This window comes from Streptomyces sioyaensis, assembly GCF_004122735.1.
Lineage (GTDB): Bacteria > Actinomycetota > Actinomycetes > Streptomycetales > Streptomycetaceae > Streptomyces > Streptomyces sioyaensis.
In genome coordinates this window covers 98,268-121,593 of record NZ_SDIF01000007.1, presented here as the reverse complement: position 1 = coordinate 121,593, position 23,326 = coordinate 98,268, and the positions used below count along the sequence as shown (strand labels likewise).

At 70.6% G+C, this 23,326-nt stretch carries 18 protein-coding genes; 6 read left to right on the top strand and 12 right to left on the bottom strand.

Features of this window, described 5'->3' with window-relative positions; all coding sequences use genetic code 11:
* Positions 1-81 precede the first annotated feature (81 nt).
* Complete coding sequence (locus EST54_RS04475; RefSeq protein ID WP_244942438.1) at positions 82-2,046, bottom strand: Xaa-Pro dipeptidyl-peptidase; 1,965 nt, start codon at positions 2,044-2,046, stop codon at positions 82-84.
* A 205-nt stretch (positions 2,047-2,251) separates the two neighbouring features.
* Between EST54_RS04475 and EST54_RS04470 the strand changes: the two genes are divergently transcribed.
* The gene (locus EST54_RS04470) at positions 2,252-3,742 is read left to right on the top strand and encodes a M1 family metallopeptidase (protein ID WP_129245217.1); all 1,491 of its coding nucleotides are present in this window, start codon (positions 2,252-2,254) and stop codon (positions 3,740-3,742) included.
* A gap of 66 nt (positions 3,743-3,808) precedes the next feature.
* Here the strand turns inward: EST54_RS04470 and EST54_RS04465 are convergent, their stop codons facing one another.
* Positions 3,809-4,660: an oxygenase MpaB family protein gene (locus tag EST54_RS04465; RefSeq protein WP_239012654.1), complete on the bottom strand. Its 852-nt coding sequence runs from the start codon at positions 4,658-4,660 to the stop codon at positions 3,809-3,811.
* Positions 4,661-5,098: 438 nt separating this feature from the next.
* On the opposite strand from EST54_RS04465, the gene sph reads away from it, so the two are divergent.
* Positions 5,099-6,070 (top strand): sphingomyelin phosphodiesterase, encoded by a 972-nt coding sequence (gene sph / locus EST54_RS04460; RefSeq protein ID WP_129245215.1) that lies wholly within the window; start codon positions 5,099-5,101, stop codon positions 6,068-6,070.
* Positions 6,071-6,199: 129 nt separating this feature from the next.
* Here sph and EST54_RS04455 read toward each other — a convergent pair whose 3' ends face one another.
* Complete coding sequence (locus EST54_RS04455; RefSeq protein ID WP_167511477.1) at positions 6,200-7,660, bottom strand: amino acid permease; 1,461 nt, start codon at positions 7,658-7,660, stop codon at positions 6,200-6,202.
* 720 nt (positions 7,661-8,380) lie between these two features.
* On the opposite strand from EST54_RS04455, the gene EST54_RS04445 reads away from it, so the two are divergent.
* Positions 8,381-9,136 carry a MerR family transcriptional regulator gene (locus EST54_RS04445; RefSeq protein ID WP_129245213.1) on the top strand — a complete coding sequence of 252 codons (756 nt, stop codon included), beginning with the start codon at positions 8,381-8,383 and terminating at the stop codon, positions 9,134-9,136.
* Positions 9,137-9,172: 36 nt separating this feature from the next.
* Here EST54_RS04445 and EST54_RS04440 read toward each other — a convergent pair whose 3' ends face one another.
* The 5 genes from EST54_RS04440 to EST54_RS04420 all read right to left on the bottom strand — a co-directional run bounded on the left by EST54_RS04440 (position 9,173) and on the right by EST54_RS04420 (position 15,265).
* On the bottom strand, positions 9,173-11,353 hold the full coding sequence (locus EST54_RS04440) for a 3-hydroxyacyl-CoA dehydrogenase NAD-binding domain-containing protein (RefSeq protein ID WP_129245211.1): 2,181 nt from the start codon (positions 11,351-11,353) through the stop codon (positions 9,173-9,175).
* A 33-nt stretch (positions 11,354-11,386) separates the two neighbouring features.
* Positions 11,387-12,601 carry an acetyl-CoA C-acetyltransferase gene (locus EST54_RS04435; RefSeq protein WP_129245209.1) on the bottom strand — a complete coding sequence of 405 codons (1,215 nt, stop codon included), beginning with the start codon at positions 12,599-12,601 and terminating at the stop codon, positions 11,387-11,389.
* A gap of 61 nt (positions 12,602-12,662) precedes the next feature.
* A complete protein-coding gene (locus EST54_RS04430) occupies positions 12,663-13,805 on the bottom strand; it encodes an acyl-CoA dehydrogenase family protein (protein WP_129245206.1) in 1,143 nt (380 codons plus the stop codon).
* Positions 13,806-13,820: 15 nt separating this feature from the next.
* Positions 13,821-14,072 (bottom strand): hypothetical protein, encoded by a 252-nt coding sequence (locus tag EST54_RS04425; protein WP_129245204.1) that lies wholly within the window; start codon positions 14,070-14,072, stop codon positions 13,821-13,823.
* Positions 14,072-15,265: a CaiB/BaiF CoA transferase family protein gene (locus EST54_RS04420; RefSeq protein ID WP_129245202.1), complete on the bottom strand. Its 1,194-nt coding sequence runs from the start codon at positions 15,263-15,265 to the stop codon at positions 14,072-14,074. The genes EST54_RS04425 and EST54_RS04420 overlap by 1 nt, the downstream gene beginning before the upstream one ends.
* Before the next feature lie 258 nt (positions 15,266-15,523).
* Here EST54_RS04420 and EST54_RS04415 point away from each other — a divergent pair, with 258 nt between their 5' ends.
* Positions 15,524-16,666: an IS30 family transposase gene (locus EST54_RS04415; RefSeq protein WP_239012838.1), complete on the top strand. Its 1,143-nt coding sequence runs from the start codon at positions 15,524-15,526 to the stop codon at positions 16,664-16,666.
* A gap of 89 nt (positions 16,667-16,755) precedes the next feature.
* Here the strand turns inward: EST54_RS04415 and EST54_RS04410 are convergent, their stop codons facing one another.
* Both EST54_RS04410 and EST54_RS04405 read right to left on the bottom strand, forming a co-directional pair.
* The gene (locus tag EST54_RS04410; protein WP_129245197.1) at positions 16,756-17,136 is read right to left on the bottom strand and encodes an MmcQ/YjbR family DNA-binding protein; all 381 of its coding nucleotides are present in this window, start codon (positions 17,134-17,136) and stop codon (positions 16,756-16,758) included.
* Positions 17,137-17,409: 273 nt separating this feature from the next.
* The gene (locus EST54_RS04405; protein WP_129245243.1) at positions 17,410-18,921 is read right to left on the bottom strand and encodes a sialate:H+ symport family MFS transporter; all 1,512 of its coding nucleotides are present in this window, start codon (positions 18,919-18,921) and stop codon (positions 17,410-17,412) included.
* A gap of 399 nt (positions 18,922-19,320) precedes the next feature.
* Here EST54_RS04405 and EST54_RS04400 point away from each other — a divergent pair, with 399 nt between their 5' ends.
* On the top strand, positions 19,321-20,508 hold the full coding sequence (locus EST54_RS04400) for a saccharopine dehydrogenase family protein (RefSeq protein WP_129245195.1): 1,188 nt from the start codon (positions 19,321-19,323) through the stop codon (positions 20,506-20,508).
* A gap of 23 nt (positions 20,509-20,531) precedes the next feature.
* Here EST54_RS04400 and EST54_RS04395 read toward each other — a convergent pair whose 3' ends face one another.
* Positions 20,532-21,236 carry an endonuclease V gene (locus tag EST54_RS04395; protein ID WP_129245193.1) on the bottom strand — a complete coding sequence of 235 codons (705 nt, stop codon included), beginning with the start codon at positions 21,234-21,236 and terminating at the stop codon, positions 20,532-20,534.
* A gap of 181 nt (positions 21,237-21,417) precedes the next feature.
* Here EST54_RS04395 and EST54_RS04390 point away from each other — a divergent pair, with 181 nt between their 5' ends.
* A complete protein-coding gene (locus EST54_RS04390; protein WP_129245192.1) occupies positions 21,418-21,717 on the top strand; it encodes a YciI family protein in 300 nt (99 codons plus the stop codon).
* Positions 21,718-21,812: 95 nt separating this feature from the next.
* Here EST54_RS04390 and EST54_RS04385 read toward each other — a convergent pair whose 3' ends face one another.
* Positions 21,813-23,279, bottom strand: coding sequence for a sugar porter family MFS transporter (locus tag EST54_RS04385; protein ID WP_129245190.1), 1,467 nt, complete (start codon positions 23,277-23,279; stop codon positions 21,813-21,815).
* Positions 23,280-23,326 lie beyond the last annotated feature (47 nt).

The window sequence follows — 23,326 nt, the reverse complement described above, 5'->3', positions numbered from 1 at the left end:
GGTGAGCGGTGGGGGTGGGGCGGGGCCGCCCGCGGTGGGCGGCCCCGGGCGGTCATCCCGCGGCGGTCGGGTGCCGGGCGGTCATCGCGCGGCCGGCATCCGGCTGAGGCCGTGCGGCGGGGCGAGGCCGTCCAGCAGGGCGCCGCCCGCCATGGGCCGGGACGCGCCCGCGGTGGCCCGTACGAAGGCGGGGGCGCCGCCGGTCAGCGGGAGCGCGGCGGAGGTGCGGGACAGGTCGAGGGTGAGCGTCGGGCGGGACGCGGGCGGGTCGATCAGACCGGCGTCGGTGCCGCCGACGAGGAGTGCGAGCCGGTGTCCGGCGGGCACGACATGATCGCTCGCGGCGAGGTTCAGGGTGATCGTGTACGGCTTGCCGGGGGTGAGCGGTCGGCCCTTGTGGGCGTCGGCGTAGGTGCCGAGGTCGGCCCAGCCGCGGCTGAAGACGGTATAGGCCACCTTCTCGGTGTCGGCGGCGGTCTCCTTGAAGCAGCCGCTGTCGGCCGGCGTGCCCGCGCCCCAGCAGGTGCGCGTGTCCAGCGTGGTGATGCCCTCGCCGCCGGCCGTGTAGTTGCGGATGGTGGCGGGGCCGAGGTCCACCAGGACGGCGGAGAGGTGCGCGGTCGAGGTGCTCGGGGTGGCGGTCACCGTCACCGTTCCGGAGCCGGAGAGCCGCAGCGGCGCGCGCAGCGCTCCGGTGCTGAACCCGGCCTTGTCCGGGGTCGGTTGACCGGCCGTGGCCGCCCAGTCGGCCTCGCTCCGCTTCGGGTCGTCGGTGAAGGTCTCGGTCGCGCCCTGCGGTGCCTTCGCGGTGCCGAGGACGCCGACGCCGGGCGCGCTGCCGCCGCGCGGGCGCAGGACGGTCGTCTCGGTGCCGGGTGCGGGCCACCGGGGGTCGGTGGACCAGCTGCCGGGCGCACGCTCGACATCGGCCTTCGGCGCCCGCTCGATGCCGTTGTCGTAGCCCATGAGGTAGTGGTCGAACCAGTGGTGGAGGGTCGTGACCCACGCGGCGCGGCGGTAGTCGAAGGGGTCGACGTGCCCGGTCTGGGAGAGCCAGATCTTGCGCGCGACGCCGTGCCGGGCGAGCGCGTCCCACCACTGCCCGGCGTGCCGGGTGCGGACGTTGAGGTCCTGCATGCCGTGCACCATGAAGACGCTGGCCCGGACCTTGCCGGCGTTGCGCACGTAGTCGCGCTCGGTCCACAGTCCGGTCCAGTCACCGCTGCGCGGTGCGCCCTTGACGAGCTTGCGCTGCACCGCGTCGCAGTGCTTCTGCGCGCCGGAGCTCTCGACCATCGCCGCGAGGGAGTCGGGGCCCGAGTCGTAGAGCGGGGCGCCCTGGGCGAAGTAGTAGTCGTACCAGGAGGAGATGCCGGCGATCGGGACGATGGTCTTCAGTCCCCTGACCCCGGTGGCCGCCACGCCGTTGGCGATGGTGGCGTCCCAGCTCTTGCCGATCATGCCGGTACTGCCGTTGGACCAGCCCGCGGTGACGGGTCTGCCGCCTGTGCGGGCGGTGTAGGCGCGGGCCCTGCCGCCGAGCCAGTCGACGACGGCCCTGGCCGACCGGATGTCGGAACGGCCGCCGACATCCACGCAGCCGTCCGAGCGGTTGGTCCCCGCGAGGTCGACGAGGACCGTCGCATAGCCGCGCGGCACGAAGTAGTTGTCGTAGAAGAGCGGGAACCCGGCCGGCCGGCCCCGGTCGTCATAGGTCTTCTTCTGGCTCTCGTTGCCGCGTCCGCAGCAGGAGTAGTACGGACTGGCGTCCATGATCACGGGTATTCGGCGGCCCTGCCGGGCGGGTTCGGACGGCCGCACGATGTCGGCGGCGACGCGGTCGGTCCGCCCGTCCCCGTCGCCGTCGAGCCCCGTGTCCACCCAGACCGACTCGCGTATCGCGTGGTCGTAGGAGTAGACGGGTCTGCTCTCGCCGGGCGCCGCCTGCGCGGCGGCCGGCCCGATCAGGGCGGACAGCAGGGCGGCGACGACCGCCAGCACGAGCGCTGTGAAGGAGATGCGGGGAATCCGCGCAGGATTGGTCACGAAGCGGACGGTAGCGCGGCTCAACTCCCGCGCGTAAGGGTGCGGGTGACGAGGGTGGTGCGGTCGGTGACAGAGACGGGCGGCCGGGAGTGGCCGGATGTGGTTCATGTCGGTCATGTGTCAGATGAGGCCATGTACATGACGCTGACGCAAGGGAGTACATAGGGTCTGAACAGAGCCATCCCCCCTACGAGTTGGAGGACTCGTGCGTCACAGACTCCTCGTCCCGGGCGCGGTCGCACTCAGCCTGGTGCTGGCGGTCCCGGCCTCCGCCGCCGACTTCACCCCGGGCGCCCCGGGTGTGGGCGACACCTACTACCCCGAGAGCGGGAACGGCGGTTACGACGTTTCCCACTACGATCTGCGGCTCAAGTACCAGCCGAAGACGGACCTGCTTCAGGGCACGGCGACGCTGCTCGCCACGACCACCCAGGACCTCTCCCGCTTCAACCTGGACTTCGCGCTGAAGGTCAGCGAGATCCGGGTCAACGGCAAGAAGGCCCGCTTCACGACCTCCGGCAAGCACGAGCTGGAGGTCACCCCGGCCACTCCGCTGGAGAAGGGCAAGCAGATCAGCGTCGTCGTGCGCTATGCGGACAAGCCCTCCCAGGTGAAGATCGACAACTACAGCGCCTGGGCCCGCACGCCCGACGGCGGTGTGGTCGCGCAGGAGCCGGACGCCGCCGTGTGGTGGTTCCCCAGCAACGACCACCCCACCGACAAGGCGACGTACGACGTCTCGGTGGCGGTCCCGGACGGCACCCAGGCGCTCAGCAACGGCGTCCTGGCCTCGCAGTCCTCCAAGCTGGGCTGGACGCGGTACAACTGGCGCTCGGACAAGCCGCAGGCGACGTATCTGACGACGCTGGCCGTCGGCAAGTTCGACATCACCACCGACACCACCGCGAACGGCCTGCCGGTGATCAACGCCGTCAGCAAGGACCTCGGCGCGAACGAGGGGTCGGCGAGGGCCAGCATCGCGCGCACCGCCGAGGCCACCGAGTGGCTGGAGAGCGTCTTCGGCCCCTACCCGTTCAACGCGGTGGGCGGCTACGTGCCGAACGTGCCGGCCCATTACGCCCTGGAGACCCAGACCCGTCCGTTCTACGGGAAGAAGGCCTTCGACCGGGGCACCAATGTCTCCGTCGTGGTGCACGAGCTGGCGCACCAGTGGTACGGCGACAGCGTCTCGCTCAAGGACTGGAAGGACATCTGGATCAACGAGGGCTTCGCGGCCTACAGCCAGTGGCTCTGGTCGGAGAAGGAGGGCGAGGGCACCGCTCAGCAGCTGGCGGACTACGTCTACGCCCAGCACCCGGCCGATGACCCGTTCTGGAAGGTCAAGCCGGGCAACCCGGGCGCGGAGAACCAGTTCGACGACGCTGTCTACGACCGTGGCGCGCTGGCCCTGCAGGCGCTCCGCAACAAGGTCGGCGACAAGGTGTTCTTCGGCATCCTCAAGTCCTGGCCGACGGAGCACCGGTACGGCAACGCCTCGGTGGCCGACTTCGTGAAGTTCGCCGGGAAGAAGTCCGGCACGTCGCTGGACGGCTTCTTCGACACCTGGCTCTTCGAGCCGTCCCGGCCGGCCGCGGGCGCGGCGCGTCACACCCTCGGCGCGCGGCACGCGGCCGTGACCGAACCCAAGTCGTGGCGGCAGATCGCAGCGGCCACGCACGCGGTGCACGGGCACTGAGCAGGCCGTCGCAGGCCGATCCGAGCGGAGCCGGGGCACCCCCGGCTCCGCTCGCGTACCGCGTCCTCAGCCGCGCGCCGCCCGGCGGGCCCGGCGGGCGATCGGCATGAAACGCAGCCGTTCCGGAAGCACCGGCACCACGGCGCGCACCACCCGACCGAAGCGGCGCAGCCTGCGCTCCTGTGCGTCCGTCCACTCCAGGCCGAGGGCGTTGCGGGCCTCCGGCGGCATCAGCCCGATCGTGAGGAAGCGCCGGAGGCGGGTGAACCACGGGCACAGCGCCGGCCAGAGCGGCCGGAGGACCAGCCGCAGCCACCGGGGGCCGCGGTCGGGGGCCGGAATCGACTGGTCCGGCGCGATCAACTCCTCGACCACGACGGTCACTTCGAGCTCGTTGTCGAGGACCTTGTGGTAATACGGCCAGAACTCCTCGATGGACTGCGGCATATCGCGGTCACGGATGCCCAGCACCCGGCCGACCTGGAGCCACTCCGCATACAGCTGCCGCTCCTGCGCCTCGGTGAAGGGACGGCCGAGATACTGCTGGGCGTGCCGGAAGACGGGATAGCCGGTGGCGTGCACCCAGGCATAGGAGGCGGGGGCGAGCGCGTGGTACCTGCGCCCGTGCGCGTCGGTCCCCTGAATGGCCTTGTGCATCCGGCGCAGCCGGCGCCCCTCCGCCGCCGCGCCCGCGCCGCCGTACACCCACAGCTGCAGCGAGGTCAGCGACCGTTCGCCGCGTCCCCACGGATCCGTGCGGAACACGGAGTGGTCGTCCACTCCGGCGCCCACGGCGGGGTGGGCGACCTGCATGGTCAGCGCGGCCGGCAGGGTCATCAGCATGCGGATGTCCCCGGCCAACGACCAGAGCACGCCTCCGACCGGCGGGGGATTTGGATCGTTATTTACCGTATTCATTGCATTAATCATCATACGGCGACTCCCCGTGACCAGCTCAGGAGGGGATCGATTCTGCGTCACCTATGCTGCACCCTCCGCGCCGCGGGCCCCCTGGGAAACCGCGGGACCGACGCCACCTCGGCCTCAGCGACAGCGCCGCATCACGCACCGGACCGCACACCGGACGCTCACCGCACCGGCCGGGAGAACCGCCACCGCCGCCGCCCCGGCCCCCTGGTCCGGACGGGAGGCGCGCCCGCGGACGGCTCCCCCTCCGCGGCCACCGCGACACGAGGCCGGCCGACGACGACGGCGGCGGCACATCCGACGCCGCCCCCTCGCCAGCAACAGCATCCCTCTGTACATCTCACACCCCCCGAGCGGCTACCTGGAAGTAACCCCGGCTGGTTGGATGAGCGTCGCCGAGTCAAGTCCCCACCCCCACAGGGAGATTCAGTGCCGCACTCACCGCTGCGCACGTCCCGGATCGCCGCCCTCACCGCGGCTCTCGCCGCCGTCACCGTGGCCGCCGTCCCCTCCGCGTCGGCCGCCGACGTCCCCCATCTGAAGGTGCTCAGCTACAACACCTTCCTCATGAGCCAGACGCTGTACCCCAACTGGGGCCAGGACCACCGCGCCCAGGCGATCGCGGACGCGGACTTCTTCCAGGGCAACGATGTCGTCGTGCTCCAGGAGGCGTTCGACAACTCCTCCTCCGACGCGCTGAAGAGCCGGGCCACGGCGCGGTATCCGCACCAGACACCGGTGGTGGGCCGCAGCCGGAGCGGCTGGGACGCCACCGGCGGCGCCTACTCGGCCACCACCCCCGAGGACGGCGGGGTCACGCTGCTGAGCAAGTGGCCCGTCGTCCACAAGGAGCAGTACATCTACAAGGACGCCTGCGGTGCGGACTACTTCTCCAACAAGGGCTTCGTCTACGCGGTGTTGGACGTCAACGGCACCAAGGTGCACGTGGTCGGCACCCACGCCCAGTCCACCGACTCGGGCTGCAAGGCGGGCGAGGCGGCCGCGGACCGCGCCAAGCAGTTCAAGGAGGTGGACGCCTTCCTGGACGCCAAGAACATCCCGGCGGACGAGGAGGTGATGGTGGCCGGCGATCTGAACATCGACTCACACGGCGACGAGTACCCCGCGCTGCTCAGCAACGCCGATCTGGCGCCCGCCGACAGCCGCACCGGGCACCCCTACTCCTTCGACACCCAGGAGAACTCGATCGCGCGCTACCGCTATCCGAACGATCCCCGCGAGGACCTGGACTACGTCCTGTACCGCAACGGCCATGCCCGGCCCGCCGGCTGGCAGAACACCGTGGTGAAGGAGGAGTCGGCTCCCTGGACGGTCTCCAGCTGGGGCAAGGACTACACCTACACCAATCTCTCCGACCACTATCCGCTGATCGGCGGCTGAGCGGCGGACGGGCCGGGCGCGGGAGTGCCCGCACCGTCCCCTGCCGGGCCCCGACGCACAAGGGCGGTCGCGGACGCCTTCCGGCATCCGCGACCGCCCCGAGGCGTCAGGCGCCCCGCTCCCGCGTGGCTACTGCGACAGTTCGCGCTCCTGGGCGATCCGGTTCACCCGGCCGCGGACCGCGAACCAGCCGGCCACCAGCGCGGCGGCGATCACCGGGATGATCATCACGGTCTGCCGGCCGACGCCGTCGTCGAACCACATCAGCACGATGACGCCGAGCAGGAAGACGATGGTGGCGATGTCGGTGACCGGGGTGCCCGGCAGCCGGAAGCTCGGGCGCTCGACCAGGCCCTCCTTCGACCGGCGCACGAACACCATGTGGCAGACCATGATCGTGCACCAGGTGCTGATGATGCCCAGTGCCGCGATGTTCAGCACGATCTCGAACGCCTCACCCGGCACGACGTAGTTGAGCGCGACGCCCAGCACACACACCGTGGAGGTGAGCATGATGCCGCCGTACGGCACCTGGTTGCGGTTCATCCGGCCGGCGAACTTGGGCGCGGAGCCCGCCATCGACATGGAGCGCAGGATGCGGCCGGTGGAGTAGAGCCCGGAGTTCAGGCTGGACATCGCCGCGGTCAGCACGACGAGGTTCATCACATCGCCCGCCGCCGGCACACCGACGTTGGACAGCACGGTGACGAAGGGGCTCTCACCGCCGGTGTACTTGTTCCACGGCAGCAGCATGGCCAGCAGGATCACCGAGCCGACGTAGAACACGCCGACCCGCCACATGATGGAGTTGACGGCCTTGGGCACGACCTTCTCCGGCTCACCGGTCTCACCGGCGGTCACACCGACCAGCTCCACGGCGGAGTAGGCGAAGACCACACCCTGGAGCACGATCACGACGGGCAGCAGGCCGGTCGGGAAGATGCCGCCGTGGTCGGTGATCAGATTCAGACCCGGCACATGCCCGCCGACCGGGTGCTGGGTGGCCAGCAGGAAGATGCCGATGAACATGAAGACGACCAGCGCGGCCACCTTGATGATCGCGAACCAGAACTCCAGCTCACCGAAGATCTTCACCGAGATGAGGTTCACCGTCAGCACGACCGCGAGCGCGATCAGCGCCATGACCCACTGGGGGACGCTGGTGAACATGCTCCAGTAGTGGGTGTACAGCGCGATCGCGGTGATGTCGGCAATACCGGTCGTCGACCAGTTCACGACGTACATCCATCCGGCGACGTAGGCGCCCTTCTCCCCCAGGAACTCACGGGCGTAGGAGACGAACGAGCCGGACGACGGGCGGTGCAGCACCAGCTCGCCCAGGGCGCGTACGACGAAGAAGGCGAAGAGGCCGCAGACCGCGTAGGCGACGGCCAGTGCCGGACCGGCGGAGTGCAGCCGGCCGCCGGCGCCCAGGAACAGGCCGGTGCCGATCGCTCCACCGATGGCGATCATGTTGATGTGCCGGCCCTTGAGGCCCTTGCTGTAGCCCGCGTCGCCCGCATCCTGCGGGGCGCCGCTCCCCCCGTCAGGTGACCTGTGGGCTGAGTCGATGACGGTTTCTGTGCTCACTGCTGGTGCATCTCGCTTTCGGGCAGGCTTGAGCCATGGCCGGTTCCCGTGGGTCGCACGGCCGGTCGACGGCACACCCTCCCTGAAGAGCGCCCCTCCGTCTGTGTGCAAGATCACAAGGCGTACAGGCCATCCAACATTTGTCCGCATTTGTACTGAATTACCGGGTGCCTCATTTTGAAAGACGGCGTCAGTTCACCCGATTCCGGACCCCACTCCTCGCCCAGCACCGCGAATTTTCTGACCTGTTCAGTTCGGTTGAGGCGGATGTTGTCCGAAACGACAGATCGCTTGCTTTCCGTCCGCACCTCCGGATGCCGGGCCGGATCCCGCACGGTCCCCCCGAGGCCAGCCGGGCGGACGGGCGCTCCCCTCGCTTCTGACGGGCGAGGTGGACACGGGCGCAGTCGCCCGCCGCGGCAACGGCCGCCCACCGCTCCTCGGGGAGCTGTGCCACTACGGTCCGTATGCGTGTGCCGACCGCCGGGGTCACGCCAGGACAGCGCCGGCAGCTCCCCGTGGTCCTCGGTATCGCGCAACAGCAGTGCCGAGAGGGTGAGTTCGTCCGGTGCGCCGGGCATGCGCAGGACGGTGGTCACGGCGGCCTCCTGAGAAGGTGCGCCGGCGCCGTTTGGACGTGCCGGGTCCGCGGCGGTACCGCCCGGCGGAGACGGGGCAAGAGGTTTCACAAGAGTGGTGAGACAGCAATACTGTTGAATCATGAGGGAGTCCGCCACCGGTCTGACCGTCGACGAGCTGGCCGCCCGCGCCGGCGTCACGGTCCGCACGATCCGCTTCTACAGCACGCGCGGTCTGCTGCCGCCGCCGGAGATCGGTGCGCGCCGGGTCGGCCGCTACGGGCCGGACCACCTCTCGCGGCTCGCGCTCATCGAGGAGCTCCAGCACCAGGGCCTGACGCTGTCGGCGATCGAGCGCTATCTGGAGCAGCTGCCACCCGATCTGAGCGCCCAGGATCTGGCCATCCACCGGGCGCTGGTGGCCGGCTGGGTACCGGACAAGGCGGAGGACGCGACCCGGGAACAGCTGGAGCGGCGGGTAGGCCGGGCGCTGACCGAGGAGGACGTGGACCGGCTGGCGGCGATGAGTGTGCTCGTACGGACCGATGACCCGCGGGTCTTCCGGGTCGACCCGGGACTGCTCCATCTGGGCACGCGCCTGCTGGACGTGCCGATCACGCTGGAGACCATCCTCGCGGCGCGCAGCGTCGTCATCGAGCACACCCGGGCGGCGGCCCGGGAGCTCAGCCGGCTCTTCAAGGACGAGGTATGGGAGCCGAACCGGCACGGCGGGCCGGACGAGGAGGAGATGGCGCGGATGAAGTCGCTCTCGGCCGATATGCAGCCGATGGTGGTGCAGGCACTGGTCACCGCCTTCCAGCGGTCGATGAAGCAGGAGCTGCGGGAGTCGTTCGGCAAAGAGGGCGACCGGAGCCGGCGGGACGGGGCCCAGGGGTGACGGGGGCGGGCCGCCGGGGCCCGCCCCCATGACCCTTCAGTCGCTGAACTTCTCGCCCCTCTCGGCCTTTTCGACCAGCAACGGGGACGGCGCGAACCGGTCTCCGTAGGCAGCCTGCAGCTCACGGGCGCGGGCCACGAATCCGGGCAGCCCGCCCTCATAACCGTTGATGTACTGGAGCACCCCGCCGGTCCAGCCGGGGAAGCCGATGCCCAGAATGGAGCCGATGTTCGCGTCGGCGACGGAGGTGAGCACGCCCTCCTCCAGGCAGCGGACGGTGTCCAGCGCCTCGGAGAACAGCATCCGCTCCTGCATGTCGGCGAACGGGATGCCGGCGCCCTCCTCGGCGAAGTGTTCCCGCAGCCCCGGCCACAGACCGGCGCGCTTGCCGTCGTCGCCGTACTCGTAGAAACCGGCGCCGCCGCTGCGGCCGGGGCGGCCGAACTCGTCGACCATCCGGTCGATGACCGCGTCGGCCGGATGCGGCTGCCAGCTGCCGCCGGACTCCTCGACCGCCCGCTTGGTCTCCTCGCGGATCTTGCGCGGCAGGGTCAGGGTCAGCTCGTCCATCAGGGACAGCACCTTGGCCGGATAGCCGGCCTGGGCGGCGGCCTGCTCGACGGAGACCGGGTCGAGGCCCTCGCCGATCATCGCCACGCCCTCGTTGATGAAGTGGCCGATGACGCGGGAGGTGAAGAAGCCCCGCGAGTCATTGACGACGATCGGGGTCTTACGGATCTGCCGGACCAGGTCGAAGGCGCGGGCCAGCGCCTCGTCACCGGTCCGCTCGCCCTTGATGATCTCCACCAGCGGCATCTTGTCGACCGGCGAGAAGAAGTGCAGCCCGATGAAGTCCTGCTCCCGCTCGACGCCTTCGGCCAGCAGCGTGATGGGCAGGGTGGAGGTATTGGAACACAGCAGCGCGTCGGGGGCGACGATGTGCTGGATCTCCTTGAACACCTTGTGCTTGAGACCGACGTCCTCGAAGACCGCCTCGATGACGGCGTCGCAGCCCGCGAGGTCGGTGGGCTCGGCGGTGGGCGTGATGCGCGCCAGCAGCTCATCGCGCTGCTGCTCGGTCGTCCGGCCCCGGGCGACCGCCTTGGCGAGCAGGCCCTCCGCATAGGCCTTGCCCTTCTGGGCCGCCTCCAGGGAGAGGTCCTTGAGGACGACCTGCATCCCGGCCCGGGCACAGGAGTAGGCGATGCCCGCGCCCATCATGCCGGCGCCGAGGACCGCGACCTTCTCGACCGTGCGGGGCTCGATGCCCTGGGGCCGGTTGGCGCCGGAGTTCACGGCCTGCAGATCGAAGAAGAACGCCTGGATCATGTTCTTGGAGGTCTGACCGGTCACCAGCTCGACGAAGTAGCGCGCCTCGATGGTCTGCGCGGTCTCGAAGTCGACCTGGGAGCCCTCGACCGCCGCGGCGAGGATGTTGCGCGGGGCCGGGTACGGCGCCCCGTTCAGCTGCTTCTTGAGGTTGGCGGGGAACGCCGGGAGGTTGGCCGCGAACTTCGGCTGGGCGGGGGTGCCGCCGGGGATGCGGTAGCCCTTGACGTCCCAGGGCTGCTGGGACTCGGGGTGCTCGTCGACGAAGGCGCGGGCCTTGGCGAGCAGTTCCTCGGGGGTGGCGGCGACGTCGTGGATCAGACCTGCGTCCTTGGCCCGGGTGGCGTTGTACTGGGTGCCCTGGAGCAGCACCTTCAGCAGGGCGTCGGTGATGCCCAGCAGCCGGACGGTACGGGTGACGCCGCCGCCGGCGGGCAGCAGGCCGAGGGTGACCTCGGGCAGGCCGATCTTGGTGCCGGCGGTGTCGAGGGCGATGCGGTGGTGGCAGGCCAGGGCGATCTCGTAACCGCCGCCCAGCGCCGCGCCGTTGATCGCGGCGACGACGGGCTTGCCGAGCGTCTCGATGCGGCGCAGGTCGCGCTTGATGCCGTTGCCGGTCTCGAAGGCCTGCTCGGCCTGCGCGGGGGTGATGGCGATGAGTTCGCGCAGGTCACCGCCGGCGAAGAAGGTCTTCTTGGCGGAGGTGAAGATGACGCCGCGGATGCTGTCCTTCTCGGCCTCCAGGCGGTCGGCGACCGCGGTCAGGGAGGCCTTGAAGGCGTTGTTCATGGTGTTGGCCGACTGGTCGGGGTCGTCCAGGACCAGGGTGACGATGCCGGTCTCGTCCTGTTCCCAGCGGATGGTCGACGACGCAGGGGACTCGCTCACTGTGGCTTCTCCGTAAGGGGTGGGGACGGGCGGTCAGAGGCGCTCGATGACGGTGGCGATGCCCATGCCGCCGCCGACGCAGAGGGTGGCCAGGCCGTAGCGCTTGTCCTGCCGCTCCAGCTCGTCGATCAGGGTGCCGAGGATCATGGCGCCGGTGGCGCCGAGGGGGTGGCCCAGGGCGATGGCGCCGCCGTTGACGTTGACCTTGTCCAGGCTCAGGCCCATGTCCTTGACGAAGCGCAGCACCACGGCGGCGAAGGCCTCGTTGATCTCGACGAGGTCGATGTCGTCGATGGTCAGCCCGGCCTTGGCGAGGGCCTTGCGGCTGGCGGGCGCCGGGCCGGTGAGCATGATCGTGGGCTCGGAACCGGAGACCGCGGCGGAGATGATGCGGGCCCGCGGGGTCAGGCCGTAGCGCTCGCCGACCTCCTTGGAGCCGATGGCGACGAGCGCCGCGCCGTCCACGATGCCGGAGGAGTTGCCCGCGTGGTGGACGTGGTCGATCTTCTCGACCCAGTGGTACTTCTGCAGGGCGACCGCGTCGAAGCCGCCCGCGTCACCGATCGTGGCGAAGGACGGCTTGAGGCCGGCCAGCGAGTCGGCGGTGGTGCCGGGCCGCATGTGCTCGTCGTGGTCGAGGACGACCAGGTCGTTGCGGTCGCGCACCGGGACGACGGAGCGGTCGAAGCGGCCGTCCTTCCAGGCCTCGGCGGCGCGCTCCTGGGAGAGCGCGGCGAATTCGTCGACGTCGCGCCGGGTGTAGCCCTCGATGGTGGCGATCAGGTCGGCGCCGATGCCCTGCGGGACGAAGCCGGTGTCGAAGTTGGTCATCGGGTCGGCGAACCAGGCGCCGCCGTCCGAGGCCATCGGGACCCGGGACATGGATTCGACACCGCCCGCCAGGACCAGGTCCTCCCAGCCCGAACGCACCTTGGCCGCGGCCATGTTGACGGCTTCGAGACCCGAGGCACAGAAGCGGTTCTCCTGTACGCCGGCGACCGTGTCGGGCAGGCCCGCGGCGATCGCCGCGATCCGCGCGATGTCGGATCCCTGGTCGCCGACCGGGCCGACCACGCCGAGCACGATGTCGTCGACGGCGGCCGGGTCGAGTCCGGGGAAGCGCCGGCGCACTTCGTGGATCAGTCCGACGACCAGGTCGATCGGCTTGGTGCCGTGCAGCGCGCCAGTGGCCTTGCCGCGGCCGCGCGGGGTGCGGATCGCGTCGTATACGTACGCTTCGGTACTCAAGTCAACAAGCCTTTCGCATGAAGGTGGGGCAGGGGCAGCGGGTGGTCCGGGGCCGTCCGGGTCAGTCCAGGAGGGAGCGTCCGATGATCTCCTTCATGATCTCGGTGGTCCCTCCGTAGATCGTCTGGATGCGGCCGTCGGTGAAGGCCTTGGCCACGCGGTATTCGGCCATATAGCCGTATCCGCCATGGAGTTGCAGACAGCGGTCGGCGACGCGTTTTTGCAGCTCGGTGGCCCACCACTTGGCCATCGAGGCATGCGTCGCGTCCAGCTCGCCGGCGGCGTGGTCGGCGATGCAGCGGTCGACGAAGGCGCGGGTGACGGCGCATTCGGTGGCCATCTCGGCTATCTCGAAGCGGATGTGCTGGAGCTTGGACAGCGGCCGTCCGAACGCCTCGCGCTCCTTGACGTACCGGCTGGTGATCTCCAGCAGATGTTCGGCGGCGGCGATACCGGAGACGGCGATGTTCATCCGCTCCTGCGCGAGATGGGTCATCAGATGGATGAAGGCGCCGTTCAGCTCGCCGAGCAGATTCTCCTTGGGGACGCGGACGTCGTGGAAGAACAGCTCGGCGGTGTCCTGGGCCTTCTGGCCGATCTTGTCGAGGTTGCGGCCGCGCTCGAAACCCGCCGTGCCCCGCTCGACGACCAGCAGGCTCAGACCGTGCGCCCCGCCCTCCGGCGTCGTCCTGGCCACGACGATGACCAGGTCGGCGAGGATGCCGTTGGAGATGAAGGTCTTGGAACCGTTGAGGATCCAGTGGTCGCCGGCGTCCTCGGCGTGGGTGCGGATGCCCTGCAGGTCGGAGCCGGCGCCGGGCTCGGTCATCGCGATGGCGGTGATGGTCTCGCCGCTGCAGAAGCCGGGCAGCCAGCGGCGCTTCTGCTCTTCGGTGGCGAGCGTCGTCAGATAGGGGCCGATGATGTCGTTGTGCAGGCCCACGGCGAGCCCGGCGGCACCGGCCCGGGTGAACTCCTCGGCCAGCACCACGCTGTAGCGGAAGTCGGGCTGTCCGCCCCCGCCGTACTCCTCGGGCACCGCGAGCCCGAGCAGCCCCTGGGCGCCGGCCGCCCGCCAGGCGTCGCGGCTGACGATGCCGTCCTTCTCCCACTGCTCGTAGTGCGGCGTCACTTCCCTGGTGAGGAAGGTCCGTACGGTCTCGCGGAACGCGTCGTGGTCCGCGGTGAAGATCTGGCGCTTCATCTGTCCGGGCCCTCCTCAGAGCCAGTGCTTGACGGTCTCGGTCGGCTTGGCGGGCAGCGGCCCCACGGGGCGGAAGCCGGGCAGCGGCCCTACGGTGCGGACGCCGGGCACCCGCCCGCCCGCCTGCCGGAACGCCGCTCCGGTCGCGGACCGGCCTTCGGGCCCGCGCAGCGGCATCGGTGGGCGGCATCGGTCCGGCACGGCGGAGGTGGTCGCCCGCTGCTCCCCGGCGGAGCGGAGCTCCCGGAGCGTGGTGGCGCGTTCCATCAGCCGGCCGTGTCCTTCTGCTCGGCGCGGCTCCGGCCGGCGGGCGGGGCGTCGGACGGGCCGTCCGGCGGCGGGGCGAGGAGGCCGGGTGCCTGCCAGTCGCGCGCGATCTCCGCGGTGTCCGCACCGGGCCGTGCGGGTGGTCTGCGGAGTGCACCCGGCGTGCGCGAGAACCGCGGCGCGGGCGCGGGCTGGGTGATCCCTTCGTGCTCGACGAAGGTGCCGCGGGCGGCGAGATGCGGATGCCGCGGGGCCTCGCGGAGGGAGAGCACGGGCGCCACACAGGCGTCGGAACCCTCGAAGACCGCCGTCCACTCCTCGCGGGTCCGGGTCCTGAAGCGCGCGGCGATGGCCGAGCGCAGCTCTGCCCAAGCGGCGAGGTCATCGCGGTCAGGGACCTCCTGGGCGAGGCCCAGCAGCCGGATGAACTCGCCGTAGAAGCGCTTCTCCAGCGCACCTACCGCCATATGGCCACCGTCGGCGGTCTCGTAGGCACCGTAGAAGGGTGCGCCGCCGTCCAGCAGATTGCTGCCGCGCCGGTCCTGCCAGCCGCCGGCCGCCAACATGCCGTGGATCATCGCCGTCAGGTGAGCCGTGCCGTCGACGATGGCGGCATCCACGACCTGGCCCCTGCCGTCTTCGCTGCGGGCGTGCTGGAGGGCGGCGAGGATGCCGATGACGAGGTAGAGGGAGCCGCCGGCGTAGTCACCGACGAGGTTGGCGGGGATGGCGGGCGGGCCGTCGGGCGATCCGATCATGCCGAGGGCGCCCGTGATGGCGATATAGCCGATGTCGTGTCCGGCGGTGTCGGCGAGCGGGCCCTGCTGCCCCCAGCCCGTCATCCGGCCGTAGACCAGCCGGGGGTTGAGCGCCAGGCACTCCTCGGGGCCCACGCCCAGCCGCTCGGCCACCCCGGGGCGGTAGCCCTCCACCAGCACGTCGGCGCGGGCGACCAGTTCCCGTACCTGCGCCACCCCCTCGGGGGTCTTCAGGTCCACCAGCACGGAGCGTTTGTTGCGGTTGGTGAGGTCGTACGCGGGGTCGATGCCCAGCCCCGCGCCTCCGGGGCGGTCGACGCGGACGACATCGGCGCCGAGGTCGGCCAGCAGCATGGCCGCGAAGGGGCCGGGACCGATGCCTGCGAGTTCGACGACCCGCACCCCGCTCAGCGGACCGTGCCCTGACTCTGTCATCGCGCCCCATGCCTTTCCGCACTGTGACACTTCTGATGTAACACTCGTGATGTTAAGAACGTGTTCCACTTTCCACAAGCCCCTCATGCCAGGCGGCAACCGCGGAAAAGGCCCGCGCCGGCGATGCTCAACCTTCCGTTCTAGTGGTCGTCGCAACACCCCAGTTCAAGGGGTGGGATGGACTTCAAGGTTCGAGAGATCCGGACGGCTCAGGGGCCGAAGAAGCTGCTGCGTGAGCGGGAGACATACTTCCAGCTCATGCAGCAGGGCTTCAGCAACAATCAGGCGTGCCGGATCGTCGGTATCAATGACAAGACCGGCCGCCGCTGGCGAAATGGCCGTATCGCCGACCGCAAGCAGAAGGCGGCACCACCAGTTCGACCGGTGGTGCCGCCTTCCGGTCAGTCCCGATACCTGCGCACTGACGAGCGGATCTACATCGCCGACCGCCTGCGGGAGAAGGCGTCAGTCCGGCAGATTGCCGCTGAGCTGGGCCGCAGCCCGTCCACGGTCAGCCGGGAGATACGCCGCAACCGCACCGACGGGAGCCGCGGCCTGTGGCACTACCGTCCGTACGCCGCCCAGGCCCGCGCGGACGCCCGTCGACCCCGCCCCAAACTCGGGAAGATCAGGAACAACCCCGAACTGCGCACCTTCGTTCAGGGCCGGCTGGACCTACGGTGGAGCCCGGAGCAGATCTGCCAGGCTCTGCGCGCCCAGTTTCCCGACCGGCCGGAGATGCACGTGGTCCACGAGACCGTCTACCAGGCCCTCTACGTCCAAGGCCGGGGTGAACTGCGCCGCGAGCTGGCCACCGCTCTGCGCACCGGCCGCGTCCGGCGCAAGCCCCGGCGCCTGGCCCAGCAGCGCCGGCCACGCTTCCGCGATCCGATGGTCATGATCAGTGAGCGCCCCTCAGAGGTGGAGGACCGGGCGGTGCCCGGCCACTGGGAAGGCGACCTGATCATCGGCAAGGACGGCGCCTCGGCCATCGGCACCTTGGTCGAACGGTCCACCCGATACGTGCTGCTGGTCCACCTGCCCGCCGGCCGGGGCACCGAGCTGGTCCGCGACGCGCTGGTCGAGACGGTCCAGACGCTGCCAACCCATCTGAAGCGGTCGTTGACCTGGGACCAAGGAGCGGAGATGGGACGCCACCGTGAGTTCACCGTCGCGACTGACATCCCGGTCTACTTCTGCGACCCGGCTAGTCCCTGGCAGCGCGGTTCGAACGAAAACACCAACGGCCTGCTGCGGCAGTACTTCCCCAAGGGCACCGACCTGTCCATCCACACCCGCGAGCATCTGACCGCCGTCGCCGCCGAGCTCAACGGCCGCCCACGCAAAACGCTCGGCTGGGAAACCCCAGCCGAGCGCCTGCATAATCTGCTCGTGGCCTGACCAACACGACCACGTGTTGCGACGACCCCTAGAAAGCGCCAACTGCCATCGCCGTCACGGGCCTTTGCGCGTCTGCTGCCGCTGCGCCGCTATCCCCCGTCGAGCTCGGCGATGAGCTTCTTGGGGGCTATGACGCGATACGACTCCTCCGCCCAGTCGCAGAGCAGCTCGGCCGACGGGGCGCCCCGCTCCTCCAGGGGGACCTGAACCCATCCGGACGCGCCCAGGCCGTAACCGGCGGGCTTGGCGCCGGGCGAGGTCAGCGCATGGGCATGTGCCTCCGGGTCCGTGAGTTTCAGCGTGACCCCGCGTGGATGGCTGCCGTCATCGGCCCCGAGGAAGACGAAGACCTTCTTGTTGACCTTGATGACGCTCTCGCCCCACGGAAACTCCTCCACGGCTCCGGGAAGGGCCAGCGCGAACGCCCGCACCCGCTCCCGCACCGCCGCCGGATCCGACGCCTTCGCCATGACTTCCTCCACGTCCGTCCCCCGTACGGCACCGTCCGCGGTGCCGCTTGGCCCACGCACACATCGCGCGGGCCGGCCAACGCATTCCACGCTAACGGCGACCACTGACAACGGCCCCGCGGAGCGCCGGACGCCCGGTCGGCCGCGGAACGCCTGCCGCCATGCCTGCCCGGCTGCGCACGACGCCACGCTCGTCGGGAGGCGCGGCGCCCATCCTCCGCTCGGCGCCCGCCCCGTCCGGCCCGGCCGTGGCACCCGGCGAGCCGGACACCGCTACGGCGCGTCGGGGGCCGCGCCCCCGGACGCCGGGCCGGGCGCCGCCGCCGCGGGCAGGGCTCCCGCTCCCCCGGGCTCCGGTACGAGGTGGTCGTCGGGCGCCTGACGGTCCGCAAGGCGTCCGAGTCGCTGCGGGACGTTGCCGCCCACCAGGAGGATGACGACGAGCGTCAGCCCGAAGGTGAGCACGGCGAGCGCCCGCCCCAGGGGCATGCCTTCGGCCAGACGGGCCCCGAGGACGGGCGCCACCGCCCCGCCCAGGGCCCCGACGTTGTAGACGAAGCCCAGGGAGGCGGCGCGGGTGGCGGTCGGGAAGTGGCCGGCGAGGTACTTCGGCAGGATCCCGGAGATGCCCTGGCCGAGCGCGAGCAGCACGAAGATGAGGACTCCGAGTGCCGGGAGACTGTCCCGTACCGCGAAGACCGGGAAGACGAAGGCCAGTGAGGCCAGCAGGGTGTACGCGTAGGCGCGGCGGGTGCCGAGCAGGTCACCGGCGAAGCCCGCCAGCCAACAGCCCGCCATGGTGCCGAAGCCCGCGTAGAACATGACGTCGGTGACCTGCGCGGGGGCGTATCCGAGATCGGTCTTGAGGTAGGTGGGCAGCAGGGCCTGGATCGGCCAGCTGTAGAGGAAGGCGCAGAAGACGGTCGCCATGAGGGAGACGTACAGCAGCCATCCCCGGCGACCGCCGAGCTGCACGGCGAACGCGATCAGGCACAGCGCGGCGACGCCCGACAGCCAGGGGACACCACCGGCGCCGACAGGCGTGAAGACGCAGAACAGCGCGACCGAGGCGGTCGCCGCCAGGGCCATGTTGCCCCAGCCCCGGAGGCGGCCGGTGAACAACGGCCGGAAGGGGTTGGGGCGTTCCCCGTCCGCACGGGCGGCGATCTGCCGCTGCCAGTCACCGGCCTCCGGCAGCGATCTGCGCACCCACACGGCGACCAGGACGGGCAGCACGCCGATCCAGAACATCCAGCGCCAGCCCCAGCGCGGGACCACCCACGTGTAGAGCTCGGCCGCGAGGACGGTGCCGCCCGCATAACCGGAGATCAGGAATCCGGAAGCGCGGTTACGCCATCGAGTGGGCCAGCTCTCCAGCACATACGTCGCGCCGGCGCTGTACTCCCCCGCCATGCCCAGACCGATGACCAGCCGGGCGACGAATAGACTGGTGTAATCCCAGGCGAACCCGCAGGCAAAGGTGCCGAGCGAATAGAGCAGAATGCTGGTGATCATGGCGGCCCGGCGGCCGTAGTGGTCACCCATCGCGCCCAGTGCGGCGCCGCCCAGCCATCGGGTGATGAAGGCGCCGGAGATCAGCGAGGCGGCGGTGGTGGTGCGCAGGTGGAATTCGCCGGCGATGTCGGTCAGTACGAGCGTGATCAGGACGAAGTCGAAGCCGTCCAGGAGATAACCGATCCAGGCGGCGAACATCGCCTTCCACTGGGATCCAGTGACCTCCAGCCGCCCGCTCCGTATCCGGCCAGGGATGTCCCAGGGGCGCATCGTCACAGCAATCCGGCCTCCTCCAGCAGTAGGCGGGCGGTTCGGTGCCGGGTGTCGTCGGGGGCGGTGCCGTCGGGGGAAATGTCCGCTAGGTCGCCGGCGTCCGGGTCCCGCGCGACGACTGGCCCCCGGAACATCCGCCCGCTCACCGCCGGCGTACGAAGGGAGAGACAGGTGAGACGGGTGAGAGCAACGAGCGGCGTACCCGACATCGGACGTCCTACGTCATGGTGCTCTCCGTGAATCTGGCCCCGTGCCGACGCACTGTCAAGACTGCACGCCGCGCTCCGCGCCGTTCCTCGGACGCCCAAGGGAGTTGCCACAAACGGGCGTTGACGGGGCGACGGTGACTGCCTAGGGTCCGGACTTCAGATCACGCGGGTGCTGGAGAGGACGCAGATGCGACGGCAGGACACCACTGGACGGGCCCATGACCTCGTCCTCTACGGCGCGACCGGTTTCGCCGGCGCGCTCACGGCCGAATACCTCGCGGAACACGCCCCCAAGGACTGCCGCTGGGCCCTGGCCGGGCGCAACACCGCGAAACTGGAGCAGCTGCGCGACCGGCTGGCGAAGATCGACCCGGCCTGTGCCGAGCTGCCGCTGCTGCGGGCCGACAGCGGCGACGCGGACTCGCTGCGCGCGCTGGCCGCCGACACCCGGGTACTGGTAACGACCGTCGGCCCCTATGTGCTCCACGGTGAGCCGCTGGTGGCCGCGTGCGCCGCGGCCGGCACCGACTATGTCGATCTGTCCGGGGAGTCGGAGTTCATCGACCGGATGTACCTCCGGCACCACGCGACCGCCCGCGCCACGGGCGCCCGCCTCGTCCATGCCGGCGGCTTCGACTCCGTCCCGCACGATCTGGGCGTGCTCTTCACGGTCGGGCTCCTCCCCGAAGGCGTCCCCGTGCGGATCGACGGATTCGTCCGGAGCAATGCCACGTTCTCCGGAGGCACGCTGGCCTCCGTGCTGACCGCCGCCTCGCGCCCGGTCGCCATGGCGCGGGCCGCCCGCGAACGGCAGCGGGCCGCACCGCGACCGGCCGGCCGCACGGTGCGCGCGCCCCTCGGCCCGCCCCTCAAGAGCCGCGAAACCCGGACCTGGGGTGTGCCGTTGCCCACCGTCGACGCGCAGATCGTCGCGCGCTCGGCCGCCGCGCTGGAGCGCTACGGACCCGATTTCCGCTATCGCCACTACGCGGGCGTACAGCGGCTGCCGATCGCCGTCGGCGGTGCGCTGGGAGCGGGGGCCCTGTGTGCGCTCGCCCAGGTGCCGCCCGCACGGCGCTGGTTGTCGGGGCGCCTGGAGCCGGGCGACGGGCCGGGCCCCGAACGCCGTGCGCGCAGCTGGTTCAAGGTGCGCTTCGTCGCCTCCGCCGGCGGCAGGCGCCTGGTCACCGAGGTCGCGGGCGGCGACCCCGGCTACGACGAGACGGCGAAGATGCTTGCCGAGTCGGCGCTCAGCCTGGCCTTCGACGATCTGCCGGAGACCGCGGGCCAGGTGACGACCGCGGTCGCCATGGGGGATGCGCTCACCGCTCGCCTCCAGGAGGCGGGCATCACGTTCCGCGTCGTCCAGGAGTAGCGCGGATCCCTCGCCGGTCCACCTCAGGCGGCCGCGAGCGCCTTCCGGCACAGCGCGTCGGCGGCGCGCGTCGTCTCCGGAAGGCGGTAGCGGGCCGCCAGGCGGAGCGTATGCGCACAGGCCCGGTCGAGGTCGACGCGGTGCCCCACGGAGACGAAGACCGGCTTGACGCCCTTTTGGGTACGCAGCGCACGGCCCACCTCCTCGGCGCCGTCCAGCAGCGGGGAGGTGGCGCCGCGGTCGGGCCCGGGGGGTGCGTACCGGAACGTGAAGGGGTTCTTGGCCACACCGATGGTGGGCAGCCCCGTCAGCACCCCCAGATGGCTGGCCAGCCCGAAGCGTCGCGGGTGCGCCAGCCCGTAGCCGTCGCAGACCACGAGGTCAGGAACGCGGGCGAGGCGGGCGAGCGCGTCGAGCACGGTGGGAATCTCACGGAAGGCGAGCAGTCCCGGGACGTACGGAAAGGAGACCTGCCCGACAGCGGTGGCTTCGTCGACGACGGCGAGCGTACGGGCGTCCAGCGCGACGGCGGCCGCGGCGACGACATCGCGTGCGTCGTCGTAGGCCACGTCCACGCCGACCACGGTGCCGTCGAACCCCGGCTCCGGCCCTGTTTCATCGAGCCGCACACGGGGCCGCAACCGGTCCTGCACCGCGCGCGCCTGGGTTTCGTCGGTGGGCCAGTGCCGCAGTTCGTCGTCGCAGGAGAGCGTTCCGGGAGTGTCCATGGTGGCCACCACGCTACCGAACCGCTGAGCGAGCCCGGAGCGGGCGGATCGGCTCGCGGGCGGATCCCGATGGGCCCGCGGCACCGAGCCGACGGCGAGCCAGGGGTGGCCCGCCCGGGGCGGAACGTCCCCTACCGGGAGAGGCAGCGGCCGCGCCCGGCACCTCCTCTATATTGCAGCCATGTTCGTACTGGAATTGACCTATACCGCACCCCTCGCACGCGTCGACGAGGCCCTTGAGGACCACGTGGAGTGGCTGAAGAGGGGGTACGCCGCGGGGCATTTCCTCGCCGCCGGCCGCAAGGTGCCGCGCGACGGCGGCGTCATTCTCGCTGCCGGGCCGGACCGTGCGACCGTCGAGCGGATCGTGGCCGAGGACCCCTTCGTCCTCGCCGGCGTGTGTGAGTACCGGGTCACCGAGTTCGTGGCGACGACGACGGCGCCCGCGCTGGAGCAGTACCGGGAGCAACTGCCGTCCTGAAACGGCAACCCCGCGGTGAGCAGGCAGCTGCACAGCTGCACCGTGCCGCGGCAGGCGGGGAGCACCGGGACTCCAGGGACCCCGCCATCCCCCCTCTACGCAGTCGTGGTCGGAGGCAGCGCCGCATCGCGGTGCGGGTCGGGGCTCGCGGAGCCCGGTGCAAGTGGTGCGGGCCAGCGTCCCCCATTGCGCCAGTAGTCCTGGATCTCTTCCAGTTGGCGCCCCTTGGTCTCGGGCGCGGTGACGAAAGCGAAGACCAGGGCGGCGAGCGCGAGGACGCCGAGCCCGGCGAACGTCCGGGCGGCGCCCGCCCATGCCATCAGCGAGGGGAAGAACTGGGCGATCAGGAGGTTGGCCACCAGGTCGGCCGTGAGCATGACCGACGCCCCCGTCGAGCGCAGCTGGGCGGGGAACGCCTCGCTCGCATAGACCCAGATCAGTGAGCCGAAGCCGAAGTTGAAGGCGGCGGTGAACAGCAGAATGGCCGCGAAACCCACCCAGGTCATGGCACCGTGCAGCTCGCCCGTGCCGAAGACCGCGGTCAGGACGGCGAGCATCACGGCCATCGTGCCGATGCCGCTGAGCAGCACCAGCCGGCGTCCGAGCCGGTCGATGATGAGGATGGCGAGCACCGTCGCGGCCAGCGAGGCGAGCTGGACGAAGGACGGCAGCAGGAAGTTCTGGCCGTTGCCGGTGAAGCCCATCTCCTCGAAGATCTGCGGGCTGTAGTACGTCACGGCGTTGATGCCGGTGATCTGGCAGAAGAACCCGAGGCCGACGACGAAGAGTGCGGCACGGGCATACGGCTTGCGCAGCATGGAGCGCGCCGAGCCGCCGCTCTCCTCGGCGAGCGCCGCTCCCACAGCGGCGACCTCGGCCCGCGGATCGACATCCGGGTCGGTCATCGCCATGACCTCGACGGCCCGTTCCGTGCGCCCCTTGAGGACGTACCAGCGTGGGGTGTCCGGCAGCCGGAGCAGCGGGATCAGGACGAGTGCGGCGGGGATCGCGGAGAGGCCGAGCATCCACCGCCAGTGACCGCCGCCGGACAGGCCCCAGTTGACGAAATATGTGATGACGATGCCCGCGACCGTGGCGACTTGGTAGGCGGCGACGGAGGCTCCGCGGATACGTGCCGGTGTCGATTCGGCGACATAGAGCGGGGCGGCGACGATCGAGATGCCGATGGCGACGCCGAGCAGGAAGCGGACCACGTCCAGCACGATGACGTCGGGCGCGAGGGCGGAGAGCGCGACGAACACGGCGTAGGAGCCGGCGACGATCAGCATCGCGGCCTTGCGGCCCAGGGCGTCGGCGAGCTTGCCGCCGATCAGGGCGCCCACGATGGAGCCGCCCACCAAGATGCTGTTGACCAGGCCTTTTTCAGCCTCGGTGAGATGGAAGTCCTTGCTCAGGAACACCAGGGCACCGGAGATGCTGCCGGTGTCGTAGCCGTAGATGACGCCGACGACGGCGCCGGTGAGTGCGAACAGCCTGCCGGTGCGGCGTGCGGTCTCGGGTGAGGGCGGCGGGGGCGTCGCGGAGAGCGTGGCAGTGGACACGGGAAGTCCTTTGTGCGGCGGGCGGGCCTTGCTGCATGACGAAACGT